General features: G+C 55.5%; 12 protein-coding genes and 1 pseudogene. 8 read left to right on the forward strand and 5 right to left on the reverse strand.

Going from position 1 to position 14,357, the window contains the following annotated elements; translation table 11 throughout:
- Positions 1-115 precede the first annotated feature (115 nt).
- The 6 genes and pseudogenes from HA51_RS13945 (at position 116) to HA51_RS13970 (ending at position 7,058) form a co-directional block, all read left to right on the forward strand.
- Positions 116-631, forward strand: coding sequence for a GNAT family N-acetyltransferase (locus tag HA51_RS13945; RefSeq protein WP_084935158.1), 516 nt, complete (start codon positions 116-118; stop codon positions 629-631).
- A 27-nt stretch (positions 632-658) separates the two neighbouring features.
- Positions 659-2,271, forward strand: a pseudogene (locus tag HA51_RS13950) (ABC transporter substrate-binding protein).
- 13 nt (positions 2,272-2,284) lie between these two features.
- The gene (locus HA51_RS13955; protein ID WP_084935161.1) at positions 2,285-3,277 is read left to right on the forward strand and encodes an ABC transporter permease; all 993 of its coding nucleotides are present in this window, start codon (positions 2,285-2,287) and stop codon (positions 3,275-3,277) included.
- On the forward strand, positions 3,274-4,107 hold the full coding sequence (locus HA51_RS13960) for an ABC transporter permease (RefSeq protein ID WP_084935164.1): 834 nt from the start codon (positions 3,274-3,276) through the stop codon (positions 4,105-4,107). The genes HA51_RS13955 and HA51_RS13960 overlap by 4 nt, the downstream gene beginning before the upstream one ends.
- The gene (locus HA51_RS13965) at positions 4,104-5,708 is read left to right on the forward strand and encodes a dipeptide ABC transporter ATP-binding protein (protein WP_084935167.1); all 1,605 of its coding nucleotides are present in this window, start codon (positions 4,104-4,106) and stop codon (positions 5,706-5,708) included. The genes HA51_RS13960 and HA51_RS13965 overlap by 4 nt, the downstream gene beginning before the upstream one ends.
- Before the next feature lie 12 nt (positions 5,709-5,720).
- Positions 5,721-7,058, forward strand: a complete 1,338-nt coding sequence (locus HA51_RS13970) for an LLM class flavin-dependent oxidoreductase (protein WP_084935169.1) — start codon at positions 5,721-5,723, stop codon at positions 7,056-7,058.
- A gap of 243 nt (positions 7,059-7,301) precedes the next feature.
- Here the strand turns inward: HA51_RS13970 and HA51_RS13975 are convergent, their stop codons facing one another.
- Positions 7,302-8,096: a phosphate/phosphite/phosphonate ABC transporter substrate-binding protein gene (locus HA51_RS13975; RefSeq protein ID WP_084935172.1), complete on the reverse strand. Its 795-nt coding sequence runs from the start codon at positions 8,094-8,096 to the stop codon at positions 7,302-7,304.
- Complete coding sequence (locus HA51_RS13980) at positions 7,984-9,033, reverse strand: fatty acid desaturase (protein ID WP_084935174.1); 1,050 nt, start codon at positions 9,031-9,033, stop codon at positions 7,984-7,986. The genes HA51_RS13975 and HA51_RS13980 overlap by 113 nt, the downstream gene beginning before the upstream one ends.
- Positions 9,034-9,252: 219 nt before the next feature.
- Between HA51_RS13980 and HA51_RS13985 the strand changes: the two genes are divergently transcribed.
- Complete coding sequence (locus HA51_RS13985; protein ID WP_084935177.1) at positions 9,253-10,275, forward strand: LLM class flavin-dependent oxidoreductase; 1,023 nt, start codon at positions 9,253-9,255, stop codon at positions 10,273-10,275.
- Between the two features lie 87 nt (positions 10,276-10,362).
- On the opposite strand, the gene HA51_RS13990 is transcribed toward HA51_RS13985, so the two are convergent.
- The 3 genes from HA51_RS13990 to HA51_RS14000 all read right to left on the reverse strand — a co-directional run bounded on the left by HA51_RS13990 (position 10,363) and on the right by HA51_RS14000 (position 13,308).
- Positions 10,363-11,190 carry a glycosyltransferase family 8 protein gene (locus HA51_RS13990; protein ID WP_084935180.1) on the reverse strand — a complete coding sequence of 276 codons (828 nt, stop codon included), beginning with the start codon at positions 11,188-11,190 and terminating at the stop codon, positions 10,363-10,365.
- 20 nt (positions 11,191-11,210) lie between these two features.
- The gene (locus tag HA51_RS13995; protein WP_084935182.1) at positions 11,211-12,593 is read right to left on the reverse strand and encodes a D-arabinono-1,4-lactone oxidase; all 1,383 of its coding nucleotides are present in this window, start codon (positions 12,591-12,593) and stop codon (positions 11,211-11,213) included.
- 73 nt (positions 12,594-12,666) lie between these two features.
- Positions 12,667-13,308: a TetR/AcrR family transcriptional regulator gene (locus HA51_RS14000; RefSeq protein WP_084935185.1), complete on the reverse strand. Its 642-nt coding sequence runs from the start codon at positions 13,306-13,308 to the stop codon at positions 12,667-12,669.
- Between the two features lie 213 nt (positions 13,309-13,521).
- Between HA51_RS14000 and HA51_RS14005 the strand changes: the two genes are divergently transcribed.
- Entirely contained in the window at positions 13,522-14,349 is an 828-nt protein-coding gene (locus HA51_RS14005; RefSeq protein WP_084935188.1) for a MetQ/NlpA family ABC transporter substrate-binding protein, read from the forward strand.
- The last annotated feature ends 8 nt before the right edge of the window (positions 14,350-14,357 follow it).

Consider the following 14,357-nt stretch of genomic DNA (forward strand, 5'->3'; position numbering starts at 1 on the left):
AGGGAATAATGGTTTCTTATTGCTACAATTAACAAATCCATTGCCACTATTCTCGTTTTACTTTAATTCCCGCTATTTCAATAATTCCCTGAAGATAAATTCAGGAAGTCCGAATATGAGCCAATCCATTCAGGTCGCCACCGCCGACGACGCCGAAGAAATATTTGCCTTACTACAACGTGCCTATGCCTCGCTGGTGGCGCTGGATGTGCACTTCACTATTTCACAGGGCAACGTCGAGCAGGTTCGTCGTGTCATTGAGCAGGAAACGGTGTTGGTGCTGCGTAAGTGGAAGCGCGCCGTTGCGACGGTCACGGTGCGTTTTCCATGGCAGCAGGAGACGGATGCGCCCTCATCGCTGCCGTTTATCCACTGGTTTGCCGTGGACCCCGATTTCAAAGGGCAAGGCTATGGCCGTGAAATCATCAGCTACGCCGAAGACACACTGCTGAAGCAAACGCTCAAAGCGCCGGGAGTTTATCTGGCGACGGCCACCAAACATCCCTGGCTGAGTGAGTTGTATCTGCGTCGTGGTTATCAGCCGTTTTATCATCGTACTAATGCGTTGGGCGAAGCGCTGGTGTTCCTGAAAAAGGAATTCCACCCGCAGCCCATCGCCAAAATCGCCTGATTCACACCAAAAAACAACAGGGACATTATGAAAGCGAATTCAATCACGCTGGCGCTAGGACTGGCGTGCCTGCTGAGCAGCATAACCAGCTTGGCGGCAGAACAACCGCGCATCGGCGGTTCACTCACTTATGGCGTGGAAACGGAACCGGCACCGTTAAACCCGCAGTTAAATGGGCAGTCAAAAGCGGAAGTCACGCTGCGTAATGTGTGGGAATCACTGCTGGCGCGCCGTACCGATGGCAGTTTTGTGCCTTGGCTGGCAACAGGATACGAAGTCAGCCCGGACGCGAAAACCTATCGATTCACGCTGCGGCGTGATGTCACGTTTTCAAACGGTGAAAAATTGGATGCTAACGCGGTAGCGGAGAATTTTCGTCATGTTCAGGACCCAAAATATTGCGCCGGTACCAGCATCTGCGCACTGAGCGCCCGTATTGCCAGCGTCGAAACGCCCGACAATGACACGGTGCTAATCACCCTAAAACAGGGTTATGCGCCATTTCTCTCTTTTGCCGCGAAGTTACAGATTCTGGCTCCTGCCAGTTGGAACGATCCGCAGCTTAAAGCCGGTGGCAAATCGATCGCCGGAACCGGGCCGTTTATCATCGAAAGCTACGAAAAGGGCCAGCAGCTGACACTGGTGCGCAATCCCCATTACAACTGGGCACCGGCGACGGCACATCACCAAGGGCCCGCTTATCTGGAGCGGGTGACCTATCGTTTTCTGCCGGAATCATCGGTGCGCACCGGTGCACTGCTCTCCGGTCAATTGGATGTGATTGAAGGTATCTCGGGCAATGATGCCAGCGAGTTTAAAGACAGCGCGGATTTCACCTACCAGCACGCCCTCAACACCGGTACACCCTATTCGTTATTTCTCAATGTGGACTATGGCCCTACGCAGGATGTGAAGGTGCGCCAGGCGCTGCTACAAGGGTTGGATATCGATCCGTTGCTGAAGTCGGTGTATCGCGGTGAGCGTACCCGTGCGTGGGGCATCACCTCACCCGTGGATCCGCTCTACAACAACGATTTGGAAGGGCAGTACGGCAACAACCCGACGGCGGCAAATAAACTGCTCGATGAAGCGGGATGGCAAACCCGTGATAGTGACGGTTTCCGCACCAAAGCGGGCCAGCGCCTGAGTATCGAAGTGATTCAGGCACAGGCCACAGTGCGCGATCAGCGTGATGTATTGTTACAGGCGATTCAGGCTCAGGCACGGCAACGTCTTGGCGTCGAAATCAAACTGCGTTATGTCGATTCCGGCACCTATGCGAGGTGCGTAACAGCGGCCACTTTGGTTCGATCGCCAACTCGAATACTGAAACCGATGGCATTGATATCGAAAACCATTACCGTCCAGTCAAGGCCGGCGGGGCGATCAACTACAGCCGGGTAAATAGTCCTGAAATCAATGGCTGGCTCGATCAGGCCGCCGCCACCTTGGATATCAACCAACGCCGCAAATTCTACAGCCAGCTGCAGCACTACGCACTGGCGCAGCAGGCATTAGCGATTCCGTTATATGAACCGGAAGACCAGATTGCGGCAGCCCGCTATGTGCACGGTGCAGGCTTCCGCAGCTACAAGCAGATGCCGGAGAACGCGTACGACATCTGGCTCAGCGACCATTAATCAGGAGGCGAAGATGAGTCTGGAAAGCATCGTAACCCGCGCACCGCGACCGCGTAAGCCAGCCCTCTGGCGTGGTGAACTGTCGCGTCGCATTATGGGCCGCTTGCTGGGAGGTGTGCTGGTGCTGTGGGCCGCCGTCTCACTGGCCTTCCTCGGTGTGCACTTAGCCCCCGGCGATATCGTCAGTTTGCTGATTGGTGAGCAGGTACGCACTCCGGCGATTGAAGCGGCGATTCGTGCCGAATGGGGGCTGAACGAACCGCTGTGGTGGCAGTATCTGCACTACCTGTGGCGAGTGCTGCACGGCGATTTTGGTCGTTCCTATATGCTCAACACTGAGGTGAGCCATCTGCTGTCGACCCAGCTGTGGCCGACTCTCAAGCTCACGCTGGCAGCACTGCTGGTGAGCATTATTTTCGCCGTAGCCGTTGCTGTGGGAACGGCACATCGTCGCATTGGGCGCCATGTTGCCAACAGCGTTGAGCTGTTGCTGGCGTCCACGCCTTCATTCTGGATGGGCATCGTGTTGCTGTTTATTTTCAGCTTCACGCTGCGTTGGTTCCCGGTGGCGGGCGATCGATCGTTATCTTCTCTGGTGTTGCCCGCGCTGGCGCTGGGCCTGGCGCAAGGGGCGGTAATGGCACAGTTGCTGCGCCGTGAGCTGGAGCGTGCGCTGGACGCTCCGTTCACACTGACACTGCGCGCTTGGGGTGTCGGGGAAACCACCATACGTTTGCGCCACGCGCTGCGGCATGCCGCGTTACCGGCAGTGACCTTAACCGGCTGGCTGGTGGGGGGCTTACTGAGCGGCGCGGTGATCACGGAGCAGGTGTTTGGTCGCCCTGGCCTCGGCAAGCTGACCGTTGATGCCGTCTTAGCCAAGGACCTTCCGGTGGTGCTGGCGGTGGCGATTCTCTCGGCGCTGATCTACGTGGTGATGAGTACGCTGGTCGATATCCTGTCACTGTGGATCGACCCGCGTCTGCGTGGGGAGAGCAAATCATGATTGCTGCACTGCAAAGGCTACCGACTACATTACCCAGCGCAGTGTGGCTGGCACTGCTTTACCTGGTATTACTCGCCATCGCGGTGATAGCGCCGGGTGTGCTCACCCACAGCGATCCATTGTTAGCCGATCCGGTCAATGCCCAGTTGCCGCCTTCCGCCGCACATTGGCTGGGCACCGATCAGCTTGGACGTGATCTGCTGACTCGCGTCATTTTCGGTAGCCGCTATTCGCTGTTGATCAGCGTGGCCGCCATGGCTCTGGCGGTGGTGTTTGGCACCTTACTGGGTCTGTTTGCTGCGCTGGCGCGTGGCGTGACCGATGAGCTGTTAAGCCGCGCGGTGGACGTGATTTCAGCATTCCCGGATCTGCTGCTGGCACTGATGCTGATTGCCTTTACCGGACCGGGCACCAATAACCTGATTATTGCACTCGGCGTGGCGTCGGTGCCGCGTTTTGCCCGCGTGGTGCGTGCACAAACCTATACGGTAATGACCTCTGGCTATGTTGAGCAGGCACGTACATTTGGTTTGTCACGCTTCACCTTGGTCACTCGCCATATCCTGCCACATGCCATCGCGCAAGTGCCTGCTTTAGCCACGCTGGGTCTTGGCACCGCCATTATCGGCACCGCCGGATTGAGCTTCCTCGGCATGGGGCCACAACCGCCGACTGCCGAATGGGGCTTGATGCTGGCGGAAGGGCGTAACTATCTGCGCAATGCCTGGTGGATCGCCGTATGGCCGGGGGTGTTTATCACCCTGACCGTGATTGCGGTGAATACGCTGGGCCGCTATTGGCAGGCCCGTTTTGAAGGAAGAAGCGCATGAGCCAACCCTTTATCGATATTCAAAATCTCAGCATTCGCTTTGGCCCACAGCAGGTGGTGAAAAATCTCAACCTACAGGTATGGCCGGGTGAATCGGTGGCGCTGGTAGGGGAATCTGGATCGGGTAAAACCCTGACCGCACGCAGCTTGCTCGGTTTGTTGCCCGAAGGGGCGGAGATCAGTGCAGACCGCTTCCAGATTGATGGTCGCGACATGCGCAAGGCTAGCCGCAATGACTGGCGTGCACTGCGTGGTCGGCGCATCGGTTATGTACTGCAGGATGCGTTGGTGTCACTCGATCCGTTGCGCCGTATTGACCAGCAGCTGAGTGATGCATTGAATGCCGCTGGACATCGTGAGGGGATTGAGGAGAAGAGTCTGGCCCTGCTGAAAGCGGCGGGTATCCATGATGCCGAGAGTCGCCTGACGCGTTATCCTCATCAGCTTTCCGGCGGCCAGAGGCAGCGTGCGTTGATTGCCACCGCGCTGGCGGGCAGCCCCACGTTACTGATTGCCGATGAACCGACGACCGCGCTGGATATGACGGTGCAGCGCCAAATCCTGCAACTGCTGGCCCAGCGCCGCCGCGACGGCCACGGTTTGTTGCTGATCAGCCACGATCTGGCGGTGGTAGCGGAGCTGGCGGATCGCGTTTTAGTGATGCGCGAGGGAGAAGTGGTGGAGCAGGGCGACAGTGGCGCGTTGCTGAGTCAGCCCCAACACGCTTGGACCCAACGTCTGTTGCGCGCGATTCCAACCCCCGCCACGCGCGGACTGCGCTTAAGTGCCACCGAACCCACACCGTTACCACCGCGCCCAAAGCTGGGCAAATCACCGTTGCTGGAGAGCATCAACCTCAACAAAGCCTATGGCGAGCGTCAGGTACTCAACAACATCAATTTCACCCTGCATGCCGGAGAAACCCTGGGCGTGGTCGGAGAATCTGGCTCCGGCAAAACCTCGCTGGTGAAAGTGGTGATGGGCTTAACGGAACCCGACAGCGGCACGCTACAGCTGGAAGGTGAACGCTGGGATCGCCTGCCAGAGAAAGCCCGCCGCGCGCGTCGTGCCCGTCTACAACTGATTGCGCAGGACCCGTTCAGCTCATTCGACCCACGCTACACGGTCGAGAAACTTATCGGCGAGAGCCTCGACAGCGTCGGTATCTTTGGCGATGCGCGGCGTCAGCGCGTGCGTCAGTTGCTCGATGAAGTGCAGCTTGGCGACCGCTTCTTGCAGCGCTATCCGCAACAGCTTTCAGGCGGGCAGCGCCAGCGCGTGGCGATTGCGCGTGCCTTTGCGCCCAATCCCGCACTGCTGGTGGCCGACGAGCCGGTGAGCGCACTGGATGTGTCAGTGCAGGCACAGGTGCTGGATCTGCTGGCAGAAATGCAGGCCGAGCACGGTACCGCACTGCTGTTTATTTCTCACGATCTGGGCGTGATTCAGCATCTGGCGGATCGCGTGCTGGTAATGCAAAACGGCCACATTGTGGAAAGCGGGGAACTGACGCAGGTGTTTGCTGCACCGCAGCACCCGTGGACACAAAAACTACTTCAGGCGCTACCGGTCATACCTGACTGGCAGCCCGTACACGTATAAGAGGAGCATGACATGAGTCAGACACAACGCCAGCTGCGGTTAGGCGCCATCATTCAAGGTGTATCCGGCAATATGTCCGCATGGCGCCATCCTGATGCAGTAGCCGATGCCAGCATTAATGTCGATTATGTGCTGGATCTGGCGCGTAAAGCCGAGCAGGCGAAGATTGATTTTTTATTTGTCGCCGATGGCTTGTACATCACGCCGCAGTCGATCCCGCATTTCCTTAATCGCTTTGAGCCAATAACGTTGCTCTCGGCGTTATCACTGGTGACGAAAAAGATCGGTTTAGTCGCGACGCTGTCCACCTCATACAGCGAGCCGTTTACCGTGGCACGCCAGTTTGCCAGCCTTGATCAGCTCAGTGGCGGCCGTGTTGGCTGGAATGTCGTGACCTCGCCGCTGGAAGGTTCAGCGAAAAACTTCTCACGTGCGACTCACCCTGAACACGATGAGCGCTATCGTGTTGCCAGCGAATATTTGCAGGTGGCGAAAGGGCTGTGGGATTCCTGGGAACAAGATGCCTTCGTACGCGACAAGGCCAGCGGTCAGTTCTTTGATGCAGACAAACTGCACACGCTGAATCACAAGGGGAAATACTTTGCCGTGCAAGGGCCATTAAACGTTGGCCGCTCACCGCAGGGACGCCCGATTGTGTTCCAGGCGGGTGCCTCTGAAGCGGGGAAAGCCTTTGCGGCAGAAGCAGCGGATGCGATATACACCCGCCAGGAGACGCTGGAAGAGGCACGAGAATTCCGTGAAGACGTGCGCCGTCGTTTAGTGGCGCGCGGCCGTGATGCCGATGATATTCGTGTGTTCCAGGGCATCAGTGTGATCATTGGTGCAACCGAAGAGGAAGCCGAGCAGCGCTATCAGCAAACCGCCGAGCTGGTGACCATCGACAAAGCGTTGGAGTATCTGGGGCGCTATTTTGAACATCATGATTTCAGCCAATATGCACTGGACGAACCCTTCCCAGAGATTGGCGATCTCGGCGCAAACAGCTTCCGCAGCACCACCGATAAGATCAAACAGAATGCTCGTGAGCGCGGATTGACGTTGCGCCAGGCGGCACTGGAAGAGGCCACACCGCGTCCGAGTTTCCTCGGCACCGCACAGCAAGTGGCAGACGGACTGGCGCAATGGTTCCTTGCAGGTGCAACCGACGGCTTTATCGTACGCGGCGGCACGCCAAATGCCTTTGATGATTTTGTAGAACAGGTGATCCCACTGCTGCAGGCACGTGGTATCTACCGCACGGAGTATGAAGGGGAAACCTTGCGTGCGAACCTGGGCTTAGCCGAGCCAGCAAACCAGTTTGCCGATCAGCGCCGTCAGCACGTGGCGTAAAACTCTGTTAAAGCGCACGACAGCATGTGGCGTAATACTCTGTTAAAGCGCACGACAGCATGTGGCGTAATACTCTGTTAAGCGCCCGACAGCATGTGGCGTAATACTTTGATAAAGCGCCCGACAGCATGTGGCGTAATAATCTGTTAAAGCGCCGCACAACCCGTAGCGGCGCGATTTATCGCGCATCATTTAACCGCATGGCACCAGGCAGACAGACACATCTCGCCGCTACCCCTCATATCACAACGCAGTCACACCATATTCTGCTGCCTGATCTTCCCACGCTTGCACCTCGTCATAAAATGCTCGATCTGGCACAGCAAAACCGCTGATCAGACTTTGTGCCAACAGCAGCTGATACTTCTTATCCGTGGTGAGTTCGGTTAGGGCGCTGCGCAAATGCTCAAGGGTGGCGGCATCGGTTCTCGCAGAGGTAATCAGTGGCAGCGCCGCACACAGCGGCGTTTCGCCGATGATCTCTAACCCAGCAAGTTCTTCAGGATGGTGAGTACGCAGCAGTGCCCAAGTGATGCAATCAATCGCCGCGACATCCGCACGCTGTTCGCGTAGAGCCGCCAGAGACTGACGATGGCTGCCGCTAAGCAGCGTTTCACTAAAAAATGCGCCGTCGTGCGCCAGTGGGGCGATCACATAGCGCAGTGAGTTAAAGCCGGAGTGTGAATCTTCGCTGTTGCATACCGCGCGGCGACCGCGAAAATCACTCAAGGTGAGATTCTCATCCTCTTTACGCGCCACCAACCAACTGCGATAGCGCAACCCCTCACAGCCTTGCGCGCTGGATTGAAACGCGCCGACCAGTTGTACATCGGGCAAAGAGGTCACCAGTGGATAGCCGCAGGTCTGGCTCAACAGCACATTATCGTCGCGCCAGTGCGGCAATAAATCGCTGTGCCATTCAACCTCAGCCTGCACGCCGCGTTTTTTCAGCAGCGTCGTTAGCGCTGCGGTCAGGCCAAGCGTCGTCGGATGGTGGATGTCGTACATCGGCAATGAAATGATTGGCATGCTGTGCATCCTTGTGCGTACCCGGATGGGCGTTAACGTTGACCGGTTTGCGCCAGAAGCGCAGCAACCACTCGCCATAACCGGCGACGCGGAAACCGTGATTGCGCTGATGGTAACCGTCGCGATACAGCAGATAGACTTTGCGCAAACCGTACCATGGCAAACCGGGCAAATCGTGATGTACAGAATGATAGTTGAGATTCAGGAATAGCAGGCGCCACGGCCACGCGGCTTCGTTATTCACGGAGCGCGCCAGGGGCGCTTCTTCTGCGCGATGCTCGTAGAAGGATCGCACTTTAGTCAGTGCCAGTGCCGGATAACTCACTGCACACACAAACCACAGCGGCGACAATCCTTGCTGCTGCATCCAGTAAAAAAGCCCCGCCAGTAGTGTGAGATGAATCACCCACATGGTGATAGCTGCACGATCCCGCGCCAGCAGCATCATCTTAAGCGTAGCCGCGATATCCAGCAGCGGCCCCAGCAGTAAACGGCCGGGAAAAGTATTGCGCAGATGGATTATGCGCTGCTGCCACGGTTTGAGCTGCGCCCAGCGTTCCGGTGACAAGTAATAGGTTTCCGGATCTTCATCCGGCTCGGTCAGGGTGTGATTGCGGTGATGTGCCAGATGCGAATCGCGATATAAGCCATAGGGATACCACACCGCCAGCGGCAGGGTGCCAAACAGCTGGTTGAGTCGAGGGAAACGCGTGGGATGGCCATGGATCAACTCATGCTGTAGCGACATATACCAGGTGGTCAACACAATCAGCAGCAGGGTAGTAGCGAGCAGCCCCAGCGTTTGCCAGTAAATCACACAGGCAAACCAGCCGCCGTACACGGTCACCATCAATGCCCACGTTGGCAACTCGCTGCGCCACAGCCAGCTCCGCGCTAGTTGATGCACCACTGCGCGCTGTTGGGTGTTGATATAGTCGTTTGCCATGCGAGTACCCTAAACCTGCAAAACCGGGGAAATTCTCCGCACGATGATTGATCACCGTGATAAACACAAAGACCGTGTTTTTATGACTTATACAAAAATGTTGATGAAGCGCACGAAAACTATTGGCTATCAGTCACCTCAAGGCTGGCGTAACCTTTCTCCATCGAAACTTAATGCATCATGTGCGGGCCAGTGCGGTCCCCTTTGGAGATTTTCACCATGAAAAAGATTGGCTTCTTGTCCTTTGGTCACTGGACCCCGTCATCACAGTCAGCCACCCGCTCCGCGCAGGATGTGTTGTTGCAGTCCATCGATTTAGCCGTAGCGGCGGAAGAGTTGGGGGCGGATGGCGCTTACTACCGCGTACACCACTTTGCGCGTCAGTTAAGCTCACCTTTCCCACTGTTGGCCGCCGTCGGTGCGAAAACCAGCCGTATTGAAATTGGTACTGGCGTGATCGACATGCGTTATGAAAACCCGCTGTATATGGCAGAAGACGCCGGTGCGGCAGACCTGATTTCTAACGGTCGTCTGCAACTCGGTCTGAGCCGTGGCTCCCCGGAGCAGGTTATCGAGGGTTATCGTTACTTCGGTTTTAATCCGAAAGAGGGTGAAACCGATGCCGATATGGGACGTCGTCACACTGAAGAGTTATTGGAAGTGCTGCGCGGTGAAGGTTTTGCCAAACCGAATCCACAGCCGATGTTCCCGAATCCGCCAGGATTACTGCGTCTTGAGCCGTTCTCTGAAGGCCTGCGTGAGCGTATCTGGTGGGGTTCTGGTTCAAACGCCACCTCAGTTTGGGCTGCACAGCAGGGCATGAACTTGCAAAGTTCAACGCTGAAGGATGATGAAACCGGCGAGCCTTTCCATATTCAGCAGGCGAAGCAGATCCGCGCCTACCGTGAAGCCTGGAAAGCGGCTGGACACCAACGTGAACCGCGCGTTTCAGTGAGCCGCAGCATCTTTGCGCTGACTAACGACACTGACCGTGCTTACTTTGGTCGCAGCGGGCAAGATCAGGATTCCGTAGGCTTCCTTGATGAGAAAACCCGCGCCATCTTCGGTCGTAGCTATGCGGCAGAGCCAGAGCAGTTGATCAAACAGCTGTCGCAGGACGAAGGGATTGCCGAAGCGGATACGCTGCTGCTCACCATCCCGAACCAGCTGGGTGTGGATTACTGTGTGCATGTGATGGAAAGCATCCTGACCCACGTGGCACCTGAGTTGGGCTGGCGTTAATGTTAATCAGGGCGCACTTTTCATGGTGCGCCCTGACATTCAAGGCGGCCTGAGGCCGCTCTCTCAGTACGGAGGTTTGAGTCAAATCTAGTTAACCCCTAGCTCCCACCACAATTTATCCAGCGCGTAATAACGATCGCGTTCGCTTTCCGGCTGGTTCAGATCGCGCTTCCAGGGTTTGGCTAAAATGAAATGCAGGTTTTTCACGTCTTCCTCGCGCCACATCGCGCTGTGCTGGAACGCCAGCGTTTTCAGCGCGTTGTAAATATAGGGCAGTGGCAGCCAGCGATTCTCGAACACTTCATTGAGCAAATCCTGTTCAGAGAACGGATAGCGGCGTAAATCCGTGATGGCTGCCACTTTCTGTTGTAGCCAGCTAAACACCTCTTGATCCGGTTCGAGCACCAAAAAGCCGCCATTCAGATAACGGTCAAGGCTAGCGGGGGCCGGTTCGCCACGATCCTGCCAGGTGTAATGGCAATTTTCAGGGTGCCAGCTGGCAGGGTAACTGGCGATTTTGTTGGGGTTACAGCGGCAAGCGTGGCAGGCTGCCAGATCGTGATCACCCAGATCCAGCGTGAACAGTTCATCCATATTACGCAGCACCAGCATATCCGCGTCGAGAAACACCACGCGCTCGCAGCCGGTCAGTTCCCATGCACGCAGTTTGCTCCACACTTCACCAAACTGGGCAGAGGCGTAGTGCTGCTCCAGTTCGTCGTTCGGCATCAGAGGTTCGACTGGGTGAATCACACATCCCAATTCCTGTAAGGATTCACGCGTTTCGATATCAATCGCATCGGTGACCATGACAATTAACGGCCATTTCGTTTCGCTGCGTTTAAGCGAACGGTGCAAGGCTTTTACGCCAATAAAATAGTCTGGCTGCGTCAGCAGTGTTACCCATGCATACATAATTTCTCCCCCCGAAAAATTCAATCAAATAGCGCCGTAATATAGTCATTGCTAAAACGATGTTGCGGGTCAAGTCGCTCGCGCACCGCGCGGAACGCATCCCACTGCGGATAGATATCACGCCAGCTGTAGCGCTGAGGATCGTAGTATTTGCCCCAGTGCGGTCTTCCGCCCTCTGCCGCTAGCAGCTTTTCAACTTCAGTGAGGAAATGCAGACCGTCCTGCGACAGCGAACCGTCATCGGCGTAATAGACCACAAAGCCAAAGAAGCAGGTGGGGTGTTGATAAGCCGGGCTCAGCCAGGCCTCCGACGCGCCAGTGCAACGCAGGATGATGGGGTAGTGCATGTGCGGATGATTCTCCGCATACCAGGCTTTAATTTTGCTGATGATAAGTGGTGTTTTTTCTAACGGCACGCCAATTTCCACATTGATTTGCGGCACCGCAATACCACGACAAAACAGCTGGTAGATGTCGCCGCTGAGGTCGGTGAAATCGCGGAAGCGCGTTACCGTGCGGAACTGTTTACCGCCTTTGCCTTCGATCTGCGTATCACGATGCATGTGCGCTAGCGTCTGATCGATGGTGTCATTCAGACTGCTGTCGGTATCATCGCCATGCTCGATCACTTCGCCGCCATTGGCGTGCCACGCCTGAACATCTGCTTCACTGGCAGGGTTGGCATTCCAGACGTGCATCAGGTTGTCATCCACAAACCACCAGGCTTTGCTCAGTTCATACTGCTGATTCCAGCGCGGCAGATCTTGCTCCAGGGTATCGGCAGACTCGGCAAACTTATGGCAGGTAAACAAACGAAACGGCTCGGTACGCATCGTTACCGCGGTCACAATTCCCAGTGAGCCTAGTGAAGTCTGTGCCGCAGGGAAATCGCTATCGCCATGTTGAAACTCCCGCACGCTGCCGTCAGCCATGACCATACGGATGCTGATCACTTCATCCGCCAGTGAACTCTGATCCAATCCCTGACCGTGGGTGCCCGTTGCTATCGCGCCGGCAAGCGTCTGCACCGATATCACGCCTGGCGAACAGGCCAGCATGCGATTGCGCGCGGTGAGTGCGTCGAACACCTGCTGAAGAAGCGTGCCTGCCGCGAAAGTGATGCTGCTGTCATCCTCTCCCAATACGCCTTGCATGGCGCTGAGATCGAGCAACAGATCGTCGTTATTCACACACAACATGCGTCCGGGTGATAAACGGCTGCCGATGACGCGCACTTTGCCCTTGGACGTTTTCAGTAGTTGTTGCAGTTCGACTTCATTGTGCGGTTGATGAACTTGCTTACGCTGACCCACCACGGTGTTTTGCGCCCAGTTCCACAACGCGCTGTCATGCTCGGTATTTTGCGGGTTGCGAAGAGGATAAAGGAGGGAATCTCTGTTCACTACGGCGTTCCTTATACTGAGGTCTGTGACGGTCCCAAGCTTTAAGCGTAGACCATCACAGTACTGCCCAGCTTTAAGGCGCCTTACGGATGTAGCGTAACGTAGCGGTAACGGCCAACTGGCGGTTACGGCGAATACTGTCTTCTTCCTTATCATCAGGTGTGAAAAGGAAATGGAAGGTGTAACGGTTTGCCACGTGGTGCACACAGATACTGCTGAGTAAACGGTGCACATCCACGGTATTTAAGCCTTCAATGAAGATGCCTTGTTGTTGACCGCGCGTCAGGATGTCATCCAGCAGATCGAGTGTGCTTTTATTGAGTGCCTTGATGCGCTCTGACTGCACAATATAACGTCCACGTAACAGGTTCTCAGTACATACCAGGCGCATAAAGTCCGGATGCGAAGCATGGTAATCGAAGCTGGCTTCTACCAGTTTGACCATGGCCTCCTCCGGCTCCATCTTCGCCAAATTTAGCCCGGTTTCGTGCTCACGAATCGCTTGATAGACCTGCTCTAGCACCTCGATATAAAGCTCCTCTTTATTGACGAAGTGATATACCACCATACGTTTGGTGGTTTGGGCGTGTTCGGCAATCTGCTCAAGACGTGCACCCTGCATGCCGAATTCAGCAAAGGTTTTAAGGGCACCAGCAAGGATGCGTTTCTTTAGCCCTTCAGGGTCATTTTTACGTTTAGTTGGAGTGTCAGACATATCGCTCAATAACAGATCAATCAAAACGGCATGGTATCACAGCCACAGCATTGCTTGTGGCGATGAGAGCGGCTGAAATCGTTTATTCATTTTCGGTATAGTTATTCTGAAAATAGCATTATTAGGGAATAAGCAACTGCGTATACTGCGGCTATCTGTTCATCACGACAGTGTACTTTGACCCTCGTAATGATTACTTATGGAAAATACTGAATGCACATACGACTGGCCTCCACCAAAAATAAATTTTTAATGACGGCTGGCGCCTTGTTGCTGGCCAGCTCCGCCTTGGCTCCCCTGTCTTTGGCGCATGCTGCGGACAAAACCTCGATTAAAGTCGGCATCATGAGCGGTGAGGATGAAGACGTTTGGCGAGAAGTCATCAAACAGGCGGCTTCCAAAGGCTTGACGGTGAAAACGGTGGTGTTCAATGACTACAACCAGCCGAATGAAGCACTGCAAAATGGTGAAGTCGACGCGAATGCTTTCCAGCATCAGCCGTTCCTTAATAACCAAATCAAGGTCAATCATTACGATATCGTGCGCGTGGGCGATACTGCAGTCTGGCCGATTGGCCTTTACTCGAAGAAAGTGAAGACGGCGGCAGAGCTGAAAGACGGTGCCGTGATTGGCGTACCGAACGATCCTTCCAACGAAGCGCGCGGCTTAGTGCTGCTGGAACAGCAAGGCCTGATCAAACTGAAACCAGGCGTCGGCATTGCCGCTACAACCGCGGATATCACCGCGAATCCACATCATCTGCAAATCAAAGAACTCGACTCCGGCATTATTGGCCGTTCAGTACCAGACTTGGACGCGGCCGTGGTGAACACTGACTGGGCATTGAAAAGCGGCTTGACGGCTGACGACCGCATTGCGCAAGAACCGGTGAAGGACAATCCTTACAACAACTTTATCGCTGTGAAGAAAGAGAACGTGGGCGCGCCTTGGGTGAAAACCCTGGTGACCTCTTATCAGAACGACGCTGTGAAGACGGTATTTGACAAGGTCTACAAAGGCACCGGCGAAACGGCCTGGTAAGGAAATAA

Origin of the sequence: Pantoea rwandensis, from assembly GCF_002095475.1 — a bacterium.
Taxonomy (GTDB): domain Bacteria; phylum Pseudomonadota; class Gammaproteobacteria; order Enterobacterales; family Enterobacteriaceae; genus Pantoea; species Pantoea rwandensis.

Excerpts from the sequence above, each read along its gene's own strand:
- HA51_RS13945 (WP_084935158.1), top strand. The coding sequence starts at position 116 with ATGAGCCAATCCATTCAGGTCGCCACCGCCGACGACGCCGAAGAAATA.
- HA51_RS13955 (WP_084935161.1), top strand. The coding sequence starts at position 2,285 with ATGAGTCTGGAAAGCATCGTAACCCGCGCACCGCGACCGCGTAAGCCA.
- HA51_RS13960 (WP_084935164.1), top strand. The coding sequence starts at position 3,274 with ATGATTGCTGCACTGCAAAGGCTACCGACTACATTACCCAGCGCAGTG.
- HA51_RS13965 (WP_084935167.1), top strand. The coding sequence starts at position 4,104 with ATGAGCCAACCCTTTATCGATATTCAAAATCTCAGCATTCGCTTTGGC.
- HA51_RS13970 (WP_084935169.1), top strand. The coding sequence starts at position 5,721 with ATGAGTCAGACACAACGCCAGCTGCGGTTAGGCGCCATCATTCAAGGT.
- HA51_RS13975 (WP_084935172.1), bottom strand. The coding sequence starts at position 8,096 with ATGCACAGCATGCCAATCATTTCATTGCCGATGTACGACATCCACCAT.
- HA51_RS13980 (WP_084935174.1), bottom strand. The coding sequence starts at position 9,033 with ATGGCAAACGACTATATCAACACCCAACAGCGCGCAGTGGTGCATCAA.
- HA51_RS13985 (WP_084935177.1), top strand. The coding sequence starts at position 9,253 with ATGAAAAAGATTGGCTTCTTGTCCTTTGGTCACTGGACCCCGTCATCA.
- HA51_RS13990 (WP_084935180.1), bottom strand. The coding sequence starts at position 11,190 with ATGTATGCATGGGTAACACTGCTGACGCAGCCAGACTATTTTATTGGC.
- HA51_RS14000 (WP_084935185.1), bottom strand. The coding sequence starts at position 13,308 with ATGTCTGACACTCCAACTAAACGTAAAAATGACCCTGAAGGGCTAAAG.
- HA51_RS14005 (WP_084935188.1), top strand. The coding sequence starts at position 13,522 with ATGCACATACGACTGGCCTCCACCAAAAATAAATTTTTAATGACGGCT.